Source organism: Paenibacillus sp. FSL R7-0189 (assembly GCF_037969925.1).
Taxonomy (GTDB): domain Bacteria; phylum Bacillota; class Bacilli; order Paenibacillales; family Paenibacillaceae; genus Paenibacillus_AQ; species Paenibacillus_AQ odorifer.
On the sequence record NZ_CP150223.1, the window covers coordinates 894,388 to 907,511 of the forward strand.

The window sequence follows — 13,124 nt, forward strand, 5'->3', positions numbered from 1 at the left end:
AAAGAAGCTGCCTCATAAGTAGTATTCACTACTTTTGAGACAGCCTCTTTATTCATAAGTTTCTTGTATGAAGTAAATCTATTCCTTCTTATCCAAAGAAATCGAGGACGGAGTTACATCACTGACAGGTTCTTTTGCCACTTCAAAAGTGGATCCGCAGGCCGGACAAAAGCGTGCCTCGATCGCCACATTCCCACCGCATGCTTTGCAATGCTTTACATCGGACAACTCAGCAATTTGCTGAAGGTTCGTCTCAATCTCAGCCTTCAATTCGAGAATACGATTGATATTAGTCTCGATTTGCTCACTTGGCAGTGGCCCTGCACCTTGAGTTACGGCTTCAAATAACAGTTTGCCCATAACCTGATACTGCTGGTCAATATCATTTTGCTTACCGTTATTTTGCAGCTTCAACCGGTTAATCTCCACCACTGTTTTTGCTTTATTCCCAGCCTCGCTTACCCCTGCTTTAACTTTGTTAAAAAAACTCATATTCAGCCCCCAATTCCGTAGTAGTCATATATAAGCATATTTCGACACCGCCAGAAGTATTCCTTTCTTTATTGTACCTAACTTCGTCCATGGTTTGTAGCCTATAACCGATTTACCACCCCTTTCCCCGCCTTCCTGCGGGAACGAACCTCGACTCAGGTCTGGTATACAAAACCGCCTTCAGGCCGTTTTTTCGCATGCAAAAAGACATTAGAATGAGTACATAAGCAAACGGGTTGCAGGATTCAATAACAATCACACCCATACGAGAGGAAGAAAACAATAAATGAAAAAATTATATCGTTCCCAAAGTGATCAGAAGATAAGTGGTTTGTGCGGAGGTCTTGCTCGTTGGTCTGGTATTGATGCTACAGTAATCCGTCTCGTTGCTGTTGCCGCAGCATTGTTCAGCTTCGGAACAGTACTTATCTTCTACGTCATCGCTAGTATCATCGTTCCTAAGGAACCTTTTAACAGCTTTTCAGATGGACATGATTTCTATTAATAAATCGTCGTTTAATACAAACTAACCCTAATCCAACCATAAAAAAGGAGAGATAGAACATGAGTCTATTAAAAAGAATTTCCACAATTACTAAAGCAGCCCTACACGAAGGTTTAAACAAATTAGAAAACCCGGTGTTGCTGACAGGTCAGTATTTACGTGATCTTGAAAATGATATCGCTAAGGCGGAACGCAATGAGCGTGATCTGCAAGTTACAGCAAGTGTGTTGGAACGCCGTAAGCAAGAATATACTCAGTTAGTAGAGCAAAGTGAAGCCGAAGCCGTTCAAGCAGTTGAACAAGGAAATGAAGAAAGAGCTCGTCTGGCACTCATAGCCAAGTTACGGTACGTAGAACAGTTGGAAGAGTCCATAAATAGCCAAGTACAAACTAAGCAATCCCTTGCAGAGCTTGAGATCAATATCGCTAGAGCAAAAGAAGAGCGTGAACATCTCAAAGCGAAAAGAACTGAACTTATCGCTCGCGCTCAACAAGCGACAGAAACACTCAACTCTGCTCCACGTTCTTCTACGAAAGGTCTAAATGTAGGATCAGCTTCACAAGGTTTCGAACGAATGGAAGAAAAGATTTTCGAGTGGGAAGCATTGGCGGAAAACTCCAAAAATAAATTCAATACAGGCACAGGAATAAGTCCTTCCATCGATCCTAACCTGCGTAGCGCCGTTGACATCGAAATCGAGCGAATCCGCAACCGTAAAACCAACACTGAAGTAAACACTGAGAAAAAATAAATAGGACAACAAGCCTCTTACTACTCAGCTATTGTGCTGAATAAGGGGCTTGTTTTTTACTTCTTTTCATCCCGCGAATCCATTTTTTCGTTTCTGGATCCACACGATAAGACTCAGTGATTTTCTGCAAAGCTTTGTTGTAAGTGAAATCATCTAAGCTGTTGTTTCTCAAATAACTCATCGTAGGCTCTGGCAATTTCACATAACAAATCGAAAGCGCCCAAGAAACCGCCATTTTTACATAATAGCCTTCATGACTGACCTTATCGAGCAATTGTAAAATCCGGCTGATATACGCCTCTTCAATAAAGAAATTAAGCATCATTACCACAGCAAAACGGATTTCATATTCTTGATCTGACAATAGGTAAGGCATTATAAACTCCCACACCCGTTCTTTATTCTTTACGGTAAACTTCAGGCCTGTGCAAAAGCTATCGCATACGGACCAGTTATCAATTCTGGGAATAAAGTCTGCGATATAACGTAGGATTTCTTCAAGATCTGTCTTCACGTAGCCAAGCACCATACCTTGCAGCATCACTTCTTCAAAATAATCTGTCTCGGCATGCTCCAAATAGGCTCTCCAATCACCCTTTGCAATGATTTTGGCAAGCTTGCGCAGTTCCGGTAGCCTGACGCCTATAACATTATCTATCGTCGGAATTAAGGCCGCAGAAAACTTCTGGTAGTCCACCTCTGCCAAATTCAATAGCTGTTCTCTTATTGTTTTTTCCATAGTAGTACTCCTTACCCGTCCATTATTCAAATGAAATTTCCCATAAATATATAGAAGCCACAGAACCCAAAGGAGAATAGTTTAGCCGGTATTGTTCAAATTGATCTTTGGTAAGCTTATCAAGTCCATACAGCTTCATCATCCCCCGACGAATCGCAATATCTCCCCAACTGACCACATCCCGTCGTTCCATAGAATGGATTAACATCATTTCTGCCGTCCATTTGCCAATGCCCTTTAACGTCATAAGTTTTTGTATAACCTCTTGATCTGATAACCCAGGCAATTCCTCCAGCTTAAAATCACCCTGAGCGACCAAATTGGAAATCTCATGGATACATAGTGCCTTTTTCATCGTCATCCCACAGCTTTGAATCTCATCCGCCGTATGTAACGCTAACTGCTGCGGAGTGATGTCTCCGAACTGAGCCAACATTCTGTTCCAAATGGTCCGAACCGCTTTTACTGAAATAAGCTGTCCTACTATAGCATAGATAAGCGCAGTAAAAAGATCCGGTATAATTACACGTTCCACTCTGCCCATCCGTGCCATAGCTGCGCCAAGTATTGGATCCACACTTCGGAGATAATCTATGTCTTCTTGCCCATAATCAAAAAACTTAGTAATTACGCTGCTCAAAGTGTTTCCTCCCGTATCTGATAGTGATAACCCTAATCCTAATATACAATACCTATTTGGCAGTGTACGGATTGTTGAATAGAATAGCAAGATAGCGAAACTGGAAAAAGCCATAACATCCCTAAGATAGGTGGTTATGGCTTATTGTAGCGCATAGGCTTATTCATTCTGAATAATGTATTTTTATGCTCGCAGGATTCTTTTTTCTTTCGCTGCCCTTAGCCACATGGGGAATTCATTCAGTAGCTGATCATACAGATCTTCATCAGTCACCTTTTCAATTTGGTCCAGATGAATAAAATTGGCGTTATCCACCAAACGTCCCTTCATCGTATCAAGTTGCTTCAATACTTCAAAATCCGAGTTACCGATTCCGACAAACTGCCAAAAAATTGGTTGGACCGAAGCAGCCATAATCACATTTTTAGTGGATTTCACTACACCACCATCGTTAATAAATATGATAAATACCGGTGTAGAATCGGGTTCTTCCTCCGTATATTTTTTAATGATATCCTCCATTACTGGCGGTTCATTATTGCGGCCAAACTTATGAATGGTACGATTATTTAAAATATGTGTAAACACATATCTTCCTAAATCCTGCTCTGTCACAGGTGGCAGCCGGCTAAACTCCGTATCGTACACCCACACATCTAACGATTGGTTATCATCAAATTTACAGGCAACGGCTAATATACGCTCAACTACTTCTTGAACGGTTCCATTATTATAGAGATTTCTCATAGATCCTGTAATATCCAGGACAACGCCTACCCTTGCAATGACTCCTGTCAGATTCTTTTTTTCTAAGGTGATCTGAACAATTTTTTTACGTAAATCAATAGAGGACAGTACATTCTTCGCTTCATAGCGGATCGTCTCTAAAGGCAGGGTTAACTCAGCTGTGGCCGCTACCTCAGGGTTCCCTTCGTCTTCTTCAATAACGAGCCCATAGTTTGTACATAACGCAGCCAATCCTCCCTCAAAGCCACTACCAATTGCACTGAATTTCCACTCTGAACCATAGCGATATAGCTCTCCAACCACAATAGCTGTCTCCGTCGACAGGTCAGAGCCATACTCGAAAACGAATAATTCCTCACCGCTAGCAGCATCCACTAAGCGTAGATAAGGAGAGGTTACTTGCTTCATAGAGTGTCCTAATTTTTCTCCTTCATAGATCGTTAAAGTTAAAGCTATTCTAGTAATATCCTTAGGAAGTCGAGAAAGCGTAATGGCGATAGCTTCTTTATCCCCTAGTTGTAAGACAGAATGAGTTACAGCTTCGTCTATAGACAACGGATTGCCATAAAAGATAAAGTTCTCATCGCGTTCGCAACGGTTCTGTTCTGACAGTAAAAAAGCAGCAGAGTCTATGCCAATTCTAATATCAGCAGTCATCCACCCAAATTTCAGCAAAAGCTTGTTCACGTTTCTACCTTTCGTAATATCCACCTTTTGCCCCTTTATAAGCCGCACTCTATCATCTCCTTATTTTTACTGAACAGCTCATTGTGATTCACTAGATTGTATTTATCATTTTACTACTTTAATATGAAACGTATATATGATAGATAAGGAGCTTTACGAATGGACTTTATAGCAATTGACTTTGAGACCGCGAACTCCAGTCGATCCAGCGCATGTGCCTTGGGACTTGTGGAAGTTAAAGCTGGAAATATAACCGCAGAGCATTCTTGGCTAATTGACCCGCAGCAGCGGTTTGATGGCATGAACATTTCGATACACGGCATCACACCATCAATGGTAATCGGCCAACCTACTTTTCAAGAGCTATGGCCCACCGTTGAACCTTTACTACACGGACAAATCGTCGTGGCGCATAATGCTGCTTTTGATATGAGCGTCCTGCGTTATTGTCTCGATGGAATGTCCCTGAGCTACCCAAGCTTTCAATACTTATGTACCTATTTATTAGGCAAAAAAATGCTGCCCGACCTGCCCTCCCATAAACTTAATGTAGTCTCCGATTTTTTCGGCATTACGCTAAAGCACCATGATGCCTTGGATGACGCACGCGCAGCCGCTGCAATTCTAGTAAAACTTATGGAGCAGGAGGAGCACTATGATCCTCTATTGCTCTCTGCCAGTCAAGGATATACTAGCGGAACGATGTTTGCCGGTGGGTATACCCCATTTTCGACTCGCGCGAAAAAGCCTGCTAAGAAACAAGGCACTAAACATAAACCCTCCATTTATAGCAGCCGCGCCACTTTGTCGAAATAATCAAGAACATTAAAAACCCCCAACCAGCTCTTTTCTGCTGATTGGGGGTTTGGTTTTACAGAACATCACTTAAATCTTCAAACGATACACAGCCTTATTCTCTAGACCTCTGATGAACGGTGTCCATTCCTCGGTCTCCGGTGTGGTATCCAAAGCATCCTCCACCATTTGCAGCTTCGCATCCATCGCATCGATATGATGCAGAGCGACTGCCTCAGCTGTCTGTGGCTGAACAGGACTCCCCCATTCGCCCAGATTATGATGTGACAATACGAGATGCTGTAACGCCATAACCTTTTCCGAATTCAAATCAATATCTAAGCGGATAGCCGCTTCCGTGATCCAATTAGACGCCATCGAGATATGGCCAATTAATTTGCCCTGAACGCTATATTCCGAGACAATCCCAAGCTGGGAGACCATCTCCTCCGGCTTCGCGATATCATGCAGAATGATCCCGGCCTTCATTAGATCTGGATTCAAGAACGGACGCTGCTTGCACAGAAAATCACCGATTTCCAGCATACGCACCATATGATAAGCAAGTCCGGCAAAATAAGCATGATGATGTGTTTTGGCTGCCGGATAATGCATCAATTTCTCTTCCACTTTACCCACACAAAAAGAGACAATTGAAGCAATTTCCGGATCCGAAATACTTGCCATAACCCCTTTAATCGTATGAATAAGGTCTACTGGACGAATTGGGGCAGAACGGATGAAATCCGTAAGTGCAACGCCATCCTCATCGTTAACCAACCTGATTTTAGTAATTTTTATTTGTAATTTCTCACGATAAGTATGAGCAATCCCGCGTACCTTCACAAGCGCCATAGGAAAAAAAGTTTCTTTATCATTTGTGCTGGCATCCCAATATTTCGCGGATAATTGTCCAGTGGAATCCCCCAGGACGATGTCAAAATAATCTTTTGGAGGAGTGCCGTTCGTTTGTTTAATTGCCAGCTCTCTTAAAAGATAAAAGCCAACAAATTCATCTTGTGGAGCGAGCTGTTTAATTTGTGTCATTTTGGAGCCTCCTATTAATAACAGGCTTTCGGCCTGCTCTCTATATTAAACTTTAGACACTCACCTCCAAAATCCCTTTAAATCACTATACGATCTATTTTCATATTTATGTACAAGCCAAGAATATTTGAAAAAGGAGGCTACTCCCCGGCCATATTCTGGCACTGGAATATCCTCCTTTTATTATAAAACGATAATTATTTACCAGCCGATTCAAGTGCTGATTTAATAGCTTCTACCGCTTTAGCGGATATTTCTTTCTCTGCATCATTTTTTCCGAAGACTGCTGGACGGTAACCATATTTGTGCAGGCTATATCCGGTCGATGTCGACTCGATTTCACCTTTCACTGCCAGCTCCGCGTCCGTTAACTGATTGATTGTTCTTACACTTCCGTTTTTATCCAAATAATAAACAAGCATTTTGACAGGAACACCGTACTCTACATTCACCATAACATTTACAAGCTTATCGGCACTTACACCAATGAAGATTCCATCGAAATAAGCCGCTTTATTAGCTTCTACAACCTCAGCTTTTCCGTATGCTCTATCCACCGCAGTCTTTAAAGCCACGCTGCTGCTAGTTGCACCGGACACAGCATCTACTTCCTGCACGCCTTCTCTAGTACCTGCTGCGAGGAAGCTAGCCGTCAACTGAGGAATTGCTTTTACCACCTCAGGGTAAGCAGCGTTCCCTCTATCTACAAGGATCATTCCTACACGATACAATGCTACATTTACGATTTTGTCGTTACGCAGGGTAACGTCCGCTCTGTTCGTTCCTTTATCATAAGCATCACCAAATGCAGTAAAGGTTCCGTCTTTATAGGTTCCTTGGACTTTGGATGCATTGGTCAAAGCATCTGTCAGTGCTGCTTTAGCTGCTGCCGACAATGCTTCTTGGCCTGTAATATCGGCCATTTGCACACCTTTTTCTAACAGCCCGGATGTGAGTGTAGCTACCCATCCTTTTTGTTCTGCACTCAGTTTATCGTCAGCAATCAACTTGCCGTCAGCTCCAAACAGACTTACTTTAATGCCTGTTACCGCATCTGCATCAACATCAACTAGCAGCAGCACTTTAGATTGGTTATCTACTCCGGCAAATTTGCCGTCAAAATATTGACCTTCAGCAGGAACCTTCAGCGCCTTCTCAAATGCTCTTTCTACAGCTTGGTTCCAGCTGTGACTACTTTCCGTAGCTCCGGAAATTCCGTCAACCTTTTCATCATAGTTAGCGATATATGAACCATTCGCTAGCAGCTTAGCTGTCATAGGAGCATTTGCTTTTACTACTTCCGCATAAGCTGTTGCCCCTCTGTCAATCAGGTTGTTGCCAAGTCTAAACAGCTTCACATCAACCAACTTACCGTTGCGAATCACGATGTCAGCTCTTTCAACGCCAACACTTCTTGCCGTACCATAAGAGGAATAGAATCCGTCTACATAAGCAGATGTATTGTTGATTATTGCATTCTGCTCAGCATCCCAGAAAGCGTTAATCGCTGCTTTAAAGTCGGCTTCAAGACCTGCAACAGGTTGTGCCTCTGTTCCTTTGGCCAGCAAGGCTGGAGCTATAGCTGCAACCGCTGCCGCTTGCTCAGCTGTGTAAGCTTTCTCCTCAATGAAATCACCAGCGCTGTTCATAGGATACACTTTAACATCTGTGAGCTTGTTGGATTCGTAGGTCGCAAATACAGAATATTTACCTGTAGGATCTACGCCCATATGAACTCCATCAAAGTAAACGGCATTTGTATCTTTCACTGTTAGAGCTCTTTCAAACGCTCTATCTACAGACAATTTCCAGCCATTACTGGAGCGGGTAGCTCCCGAAACAGCATCAACTGCCGCTGCTCCATCTCTTGTTTTGCCAAGCAATCTATCCTTCATCAATCCATAAGCTTGCCATAAAGCACTATAATTGTTACGGGCATCTCTATCAATCAGCTTAGGACTGGTTCTCAAAAGCTCAATGCTAGTAATTTTGCCATCTTTAATTTCGATCTTGGCACCTTCCGTGCCTTTGGAGTATGCATCGCCATAAGCTACGTAAACTCCATCTTGGTATACGTTTTCATTAACTGTAACAGGCTTTGCTGTAGCCACAGGCTTAACAGTTTCCGCTGGTACTACTGTCGCTGCCGGTGCAGCGGTTGCTTTTGGGGTTGCTACTGGTGCTGCTGTAGCTTTTGGGGTTGCTGCTGGTTTGGCTGTTGCCTTTGGCGTTGCTGTTGGTTTTGCCGTTGGCTTTGGCGTTGCTGTTGGTTTTGCTGTTGGCTTTGGTGTTGCTACTGGTTTTGCCGTTGCTTTTGGTGTTGCTGCTGGTTTTGCCGTTGGTTTTGCTGTTGGTTTTGCTGCCGGTGCATCCGCTTCTTCGGAGGCTGCCGATACTGCATCCACCTTCAAGTTTACAGCAGGCACATTAAGTGTGTAAGCAAACGGCGCTAACAATATAGCCGCGCTAACCGTTAAAGAAATTAGTTTTTTCAATGAAAATTCTCCTTTACCAAACCCCAGTGATATGTAGCTTTTTGTTAACCAAACCTTTTTCGTACGATGCGCCCCTTCTCTTCTTATGAAGCATAACTTCTCTCTTCATAAGAACTCATCCCCCCTCTCATGCTTTTGCACGCTCGATTTTCAATAAAAAAAATATCTTGAATCTATTTCATTTCTTCCTTTTAACACAAAGCTGCATAAAAGGTGAAATAATTCACATAAGTTATTATAAAAACACTTACACCCGTTTTCCATCAATTTCTGGTTTGATACTACCAGACCTTTCTGCGGTTCTTCTGTATCGAAAATCACACACCCTATAAGAAACATCACTATTTGCGATTAAAATTAATTTATACACGCAAAGTGATCTCAATAACTGTGCATTCAAGGTTAGCTATGCTATTTTAGAACGATCTCTTATATGGGAAAGGAGTTCTGTGCTTTGAGCAAACAGCCACCTATTGGAGTTATACTCGCCCAAATCGGCACCCCTACTGCACCAACTGCAAAAGCTGTACGGCCTTATCTGAAACGTTTTTTATCAGATCGCCGAATCATAGATTATTCTCCTCTGCTGTGGCAGCCTTTGCTGCGAGGCGTGATTCTGCGTTCACGTCCACGCCGGTCCGCTGAGCTGTACAGTCAAATATGGACAACCGAAGGATCACCACTGCTCCTTCATTCTTCAGCTCAGCAATCTGGATTGCAAGAACTGCTGGGTCCAAGGTATCAGGTAGAGCTTGGATTGGCTTATAGCGAACCCAGCATGGAGCAAGCGATGGCGAAATTCGACACGGCCGGAGTTACCCGAATTATCATTGTGCCGCTGTTTCCGCAATATTCGTCCACGACTACCGCATCCGTATTCGATCAGGCCAGCTTTGCAGCCTTAGGTCGCCAAAGCTCCACTGGACCTGTAACTAAACGTCTAATTCCGGCTCTAAGATTTATTGATGCCTACTATAATGAGCCCGGTTATATTTCAGCCTTGAAGTCACACCTGCTGCGTCAAATGGAGAATCTGAGCATAGAACCTGATTATTTTGTACTGACCTTCCATGGGATTCCCAAACGGTATGCGGATACCGGTGATCCTTATCCGCAGCAATGTATGGAAACCGCACGTCTTCTTGCTTCTGCTATGAATTGGGAGCCCGAACGCTGGCAGCTTAGTTTTCAATCACGTTTCGGGCGAGAAGAATGGGTAGGACCGTCTACAGCGGATGTTCTGGGAGAGCTTGCCGGACGAGGAATACGTAGACCTCTGATTTTTTCACCGGGTCTTGTGACCGATTGTCTGGAAACGCTGCATGAGCTAGCCATAGAAGGACGAGAACAATTCGAGGCTGGTGGAGGACAAGCAGAGGAATTTATGGCAATTCCCTGTTTGAATAACCATGAGGATTGGCTTGATTTTTTGGCTGAACTTGTAGAAAAAAATGCCCAAGGGTGGTAAAACAAAAAACCGTCTTGTCCACAGATCATCTCTGTTGCAGACAAGACGGTTAGCTATATCAATTGTTAAGCATGAAGAATCGAAAAGATACTTATGCTGTAAGCTGCTTATATTTCGTAGTCAGTTCATGGAACCACTGCTTGTCCTGTAAGGTCAACGCAAAATCAATCAGCTCGGCAATCTCACTCGGCTGTAAATCTGCTGAGTCATTAAAGGATACTTCAGCCATAGCTGTAGCTGCGCCATTCCCATCCTCTGCGTAATCATAAGAAAAACATAACTTAATGTCACTTTCCAGAAATTCATTACGAAGGAAATATAATACCTCACACATTAACACAGGTCTAACATGATCATCAAAGACACATTCCATAACCTTTGCCCAATATTGCTGGTTGTTGAGGTGTAACTTATCATTAGTTAAGAGATATTTCTCACCCTGAAAATCGGTGACAAATCTCAGTTCAAGCGGCTTCATCTTAAAAATAGTAGCAATTTGCTTCATGCTAATATTCAAAATATCTTGCGTTTCTAGTCTGATCATCTCTCCATGCACCTCGTCCCTCTTAGTTGGGTTATTCGAAACCTGCCATTATCTATAATTCTTTATATGCCATTATTGTAAAATTAACTCCATTAATTCACTTTAATTTTATCTAATTTAACATTATTATCGTCACCTGACTATGCTTTATTTATATTTTTTTAGGATTTCGCTCAGAAAAATGTTTCATTCTCTAAAAATCCGTTTAATATTATTGTTCATTACAATAAGATGTATAAAGATTACGCATCATGTGAAGCTTTTGCTTTCTTATATTTAAACAAAAAAAACTGTTCTGAATGGTCATTACGACCTCAGAACAGTTTTTCGCATTAGGATTATACTTCGGTTAATTTACTTAAACAAACAGTGGCACTAACTGTATTCCCTCAGGTGAAATCCGCACGAGTCCTTTATCGGTGATACGTAACGTTGGGATAACCGCCAGAGCAAGCAGCGATAAAGTCATAAACGCGTAATTCAAAGTACAGCCGGCATCATACAACGCTTTGCTGATCGCAGCTGATTTCTCAGCAGCAATTTCAAATGGCTCTGTAGACATTAGGCCTGCAATGGCCAACGGGAATAACGTTTCTCCACTAGAAGTAATTACGGCAACCCCACCTTGAGCGTCCGCCACCGCATTCGCAGCTTTGGCCATTAACTCATTATCATTGCCGATGACGAGTACATTATGACTATCATGAGCAACAGTCATTGCGATAGCAGCCGGCTCTTTAAAACCGATGCCTTCCACAACAGCCACTGATTTATTTCCTGTTTCTTTATGCCGTTCTAGCACAGCGATTTTACACAGACCCTCCACAGCATTTACATCCAGCTGCCCTGCCACTACAGGTACCGAAACTATACGTTCAATGGTCTCTACATGATTTTCTCTTACTTTAATAACTCTTGCAGTAAGTTCACCTGTTTCAATTGGAGCCGCGATTATGAAATCTTCGGCGGTAGGACGCTGTGGCAAATGAACCGAAGCCAAAACTTCCTCTGGATAAGTGAATTTAGCAAGCTCTGCCGTCATCACACCATTTTCGGCAACTACCACACCCGCGGCAATCGTAAGTACCACACGAACATCGGCCAAATTCCCGTCCAGCAGAATAATATCCGCAAAAGAACCTGGAGTAATAGATCCGATATCCTGAGACAACCCAAAACGCTCTGCTGTATTAATAGTTGCCATTTGGAAGGCTGTTACTGGTTTCACGCCTTGAGCAATCGCATGGCGAACAACGAAATCCATATGACCTTCATCGCGTAAAGATTCCGAGCTGCGGTCGTCAGTTACCAGCATCATGCGACGCGGATCAAGTCCACGCTCTGTATGAGCGGTGATGGTCTTGGCAACATCATGCCAAGCCGAGCCCCGGCGCATTTTGGCATACATCCCCAGTCGAACGCGCTCAATCACATCGTCTGCTGTAACACACTCATGATCACCAGTTACCCCTGCCGCAGCATACACTGGCAGTCTCCAGTCGCTGGAAGGCCATGTGAAATGACCGTCAACAAATCTGCCTGCCCGCAGCGTAGCTTGAATCTCTCCAAGCATTTTCTCATCGCCGTAAACAACGCCAGGGAAATTCATCACTTCGCCCAGAGCAATCACATCTTTGCCCCAAGTAAAAGCTTCGGCAACTTCTTCAGGACCCATTGAGGCACCCGTTGTCTCGAATTCCGCACCTGCCGCAGGCACACAAGAAGCCACCTGCATGTAAGCAGCTAACGGCGTACCCCGCATCTCATCCAGCATCAATTGAATACCCTTCAGCCCGAATACATTAGCAATCTCATGCGCATCAAAGAAACCACCTGTTGTGCCAAGCGGCAAAACAGCGCGGGAAAATTCAGTAACGGTTAGTTGGGTGCTCTCAATATGGCAGTGGCCATCGAGCAATCCCGGAGCTATATACTTGCCGTTCGCATCAATAACTTGCGTTCCTTCGCCAATCATATGTGTCACATCTTTACCAACATAAGCAATTCGTCCACCTTGAACACCAACAGACATTCCTTCTAGAATTTCACCAGAGCATACGTTGACCAGCTTTCCACCTGTAATTACCAGTGTTGCCGGTTTATCGCCTCTTGCCGTAGCCACAAGCTCAGGTACACAATCTGCTATAGGCTTTCTTGTAAAAGTTGTCATCTTCATCTCTCCCCCGTTAGTATCCAAGTGTTGTCTTGATGTA

12 protein-coding genes and 1 pseudogene are annotated in these 13,124 nt (G+C 43.3%); 4 read left to right on the forward strand and 9 right to left on the reverse strand.

Features of this window, described 5'->3' with window-relative positions:
* Positions 1–78: 78 nt before the first annotated feature.
* Positions 79–492: a zinc ribbon domain-containing protein gene (locus MKY63_RS03735; protein WP_036679993.1), complete on the reverse strand. Its 414-nt coding sequence runs from the start codon at positions 490–492 to the stop codon at positions 79–81.
* Between the two features lie 286 nt (positions 493–778).
* On the opposite strand from MKY63_RS03735, the gene MKY63_RS03740 reads away from it, so the two are divergent.
* Positions 779–997 (forward strand): PspC domain-containing protein, encoded by a 219-nt coding sequence (locus MKY63_RS03740; RefSeq protein ID WP_038569266.1) that lies wholly within the window; start codon positions 779–781, stop codon positions 995–997.
* Between the two features lie 59 nt (positions 998–1,056).
* Positions 1,057–1,749 carry a PspA/IM30 family protein gene (locus MKY63_RS03745; RefSeq protein ID WP_076099515.1) on the forward strand — a complete coding sequence of 231 codons (693 nt, stop codon included), beginning with the start codon at positions 1,057–1,059 and terminating at the stop codon, positions 1,747–1,749.
* Between the two features lie 28 nt (positions 1,750–1,777).
* Here the strand turns inward: MKY63_RS03745 and MKY63_RS03750 are convergent, their stop codons facing one another.
* The 4 genes and pseudogenes from MKY63_RS03750 to MKY63_RS03765 form a co-directional block, all read right to left on the reverse strand.
* Positions 1,778–2,488 carry a DNA alkylation repair protein gene (locus MKY63_RS03750; protein ID WP_036679998.1) on the reverse strand — a complete coding sequence of 237 codons (711 nt, stop codon included), beginning with the start codon at positions 2,486–2,488 and terminating at the stop codon, positions 1,778–1,780.
* A gap of 22 nt (positions 2,489–2,510) precedes the next feature.
* The gene (locus tag MKY63_RS03755; protein ID WP_339811573.1) at positions 2,511–3,128 is read right to left on the reverse strand and encodes a DNA-3-methyladenine glycosylase 2 family protein; all 618 of its coding nucleotides are present in this window, start codon (positions 3,126–3,128) and stop codon (positions 2,511–2,513) included.
* A gap of 183 nt (positions 3,129–3,311) precedes the next feature.
* Entirely contained in the window at positions 3,312–3,983 is a 672-nt protein-coding gene (locus tag MKY63_RS03760; RefSeq protein ID WP_036680121.1) for a VWA domain-containing protein, read from the reverse strand.
* Positions 3,984–4,142: 159 nt separating this feature from the next.
* A pseudogene (locus tag MKY63_RS03765) lies at positions 4,143–4,610 on the reverse strand (TerD family protein); the annotation flags it as partial.
* Positions 4,611–4,721: 111 nt separating this feature from the next.
* Here MKY63_RS03765 and MKY63_RS03770 point away from each other — a divergent pair.
* Entirely contained in the window at positions 4,722–5,378 is a 657-nt protein-coding gene (locus tag MKY63_RS03770) for a 3'-5' exonuclease (protein WP_036680002.1), read from the forward strand.
* A 69-nt stretch (positions 5,379–5,447) separates the two neighbouring features.
* Here MKY63_RS03770 and MKY63_RS03775 read toward each other — a convergent pair whose 3' ends face one another.
* A complete protein-coding gene (locus MKY63_RS03775; protein ID WP_076099512.1) occupies positions 5,448–6,404 on the reverse strand; it encodes an HD domain-containing protein in 957 nt (318 codons plus the stop codon).
* Positions 6,405–6,601: 197 nt separating this feature from the next.
* On the reverse strand, positions 6,602–8,899 hold the full coding sequence (locus MKY63_RS03780) for an FMN-binding protein (RefSeq protein ID WP_339811577.1): 2,298 nt from the start codon (positions 8,897–8,899) through the stop codon (positions 6,602–6,604).
* A gap of 454 nt (positions 8,900–9,353) precedes the next feature.
* On the opposite strand from MKY63_RS03780, the gene hemH reads away from it, so the two are divergent.
* Positions 9,354–10,367 carry a ferrochelatase gene (gene hemH / locus MKY63_RS03785; RefSeq protein ID WP_036680010.1) on the forward strand — a complete coding sequence of 338 codons (1,014 nt, stop codon included), beginning with the start codon at positions 9,354–9,356 and terminating at the stop codon, positions 10,365–10,367.
* Between the two features lie 91 nt (positions 10,368–10,458).
* Here hemH and MKY63_RS03790 read toward each other — a convergent pair whose 3' ends face one another.
* Positions 10,459–10,911 carry an IDEAL domain-containing protein gene (locus tag MKY63_RS03790; RefSeq protein ID WP_036680123.1) on the reverse strand — a complete coding sequence of 151 codons (453 nt, stop codon included), beginning with the start codon at positions 10,909–10,911 and terminating at the stop codon, positions 10,459–10,461.
* A 358-nt stretch (positions 10,912–11,269) separates the two neighbouring features.
* Positions 11,270–13,087: an adenine deaminase C-terminal domain-containing protein gene (locus tag MKY63_RS03795; protein WP_339813432.1), complete on the reverse strand. Its 1,818-nt coding sequence runs from the start codon at positions 13,085–13,087 to the stop codon at positions 11,270–11,272.
* Positions 13,088–13,124 lie beyond the last annotated feature (37 nt).

What these genes read in the sequence shown, in the direction of transcription:
- MKY63_RS03795 (WP_339813432.1), bottom strand. Translation starts at nt 13,087, where the DNA reads ATGAAGATGACAACTTTTACAAGAAAGCCTATAGCAGATTGTGTACCT.
- MKY63_RS03770 (WP_036680002.1), top strand. Translation starts at nt 4,722, where the DNA reads ATGGACTTTATAGCAATTGACTTTGAGACCGCGAACTCCAGTCGATCC.
- MKY63_RS03790 (WP_036680123.1), bottom strand. Translation starts at nt 10,911, where the DNA reads ATGATCAGACTAGAAACGCAAGATATTTTGAATATTAGCATGAAGCAA.
- MKY63_RS03735 (WP_036679993.1), bottom strand. Translation starts at nt 492, where the DNA reads ATGAGTTTTTTTAACAAAGTTAAAGCAGGGGTAAGCGAGGCTGGGAAT.
- MKY63_RS03740 (WP_038569266.1), top strand. Translation starts at nt 779, where the DNA reads ATGAAAAAATTATATCGTTCCCAAAGTGATCAGAAGATAAGTGGTTTG.
- MKY63_RS03745 (WP_076099515.1), top strand. Translation starts at nt 1,057, where the DNA reads ATGAGTCTATTAAAAAGAATTTCCACAATTACTAAAGCAGCCCTACAC.
- MKY63_RS03775 (WP_076099512.1), bottom strand. Translation starts at nt 6,404, where the DNA reads ATGACACAAATTAAACAGCTCGCTCCACAAGATGAATTTGTTGGCTTT.
- MKY63_RS03750 (WP_036679998.1), bottom strand. Translation starts at nt 2,488, where the DNA reads ATGGAAAAAACAATAAGAGAACAGCTATTGAATTTGGCAGAGGTGGAC.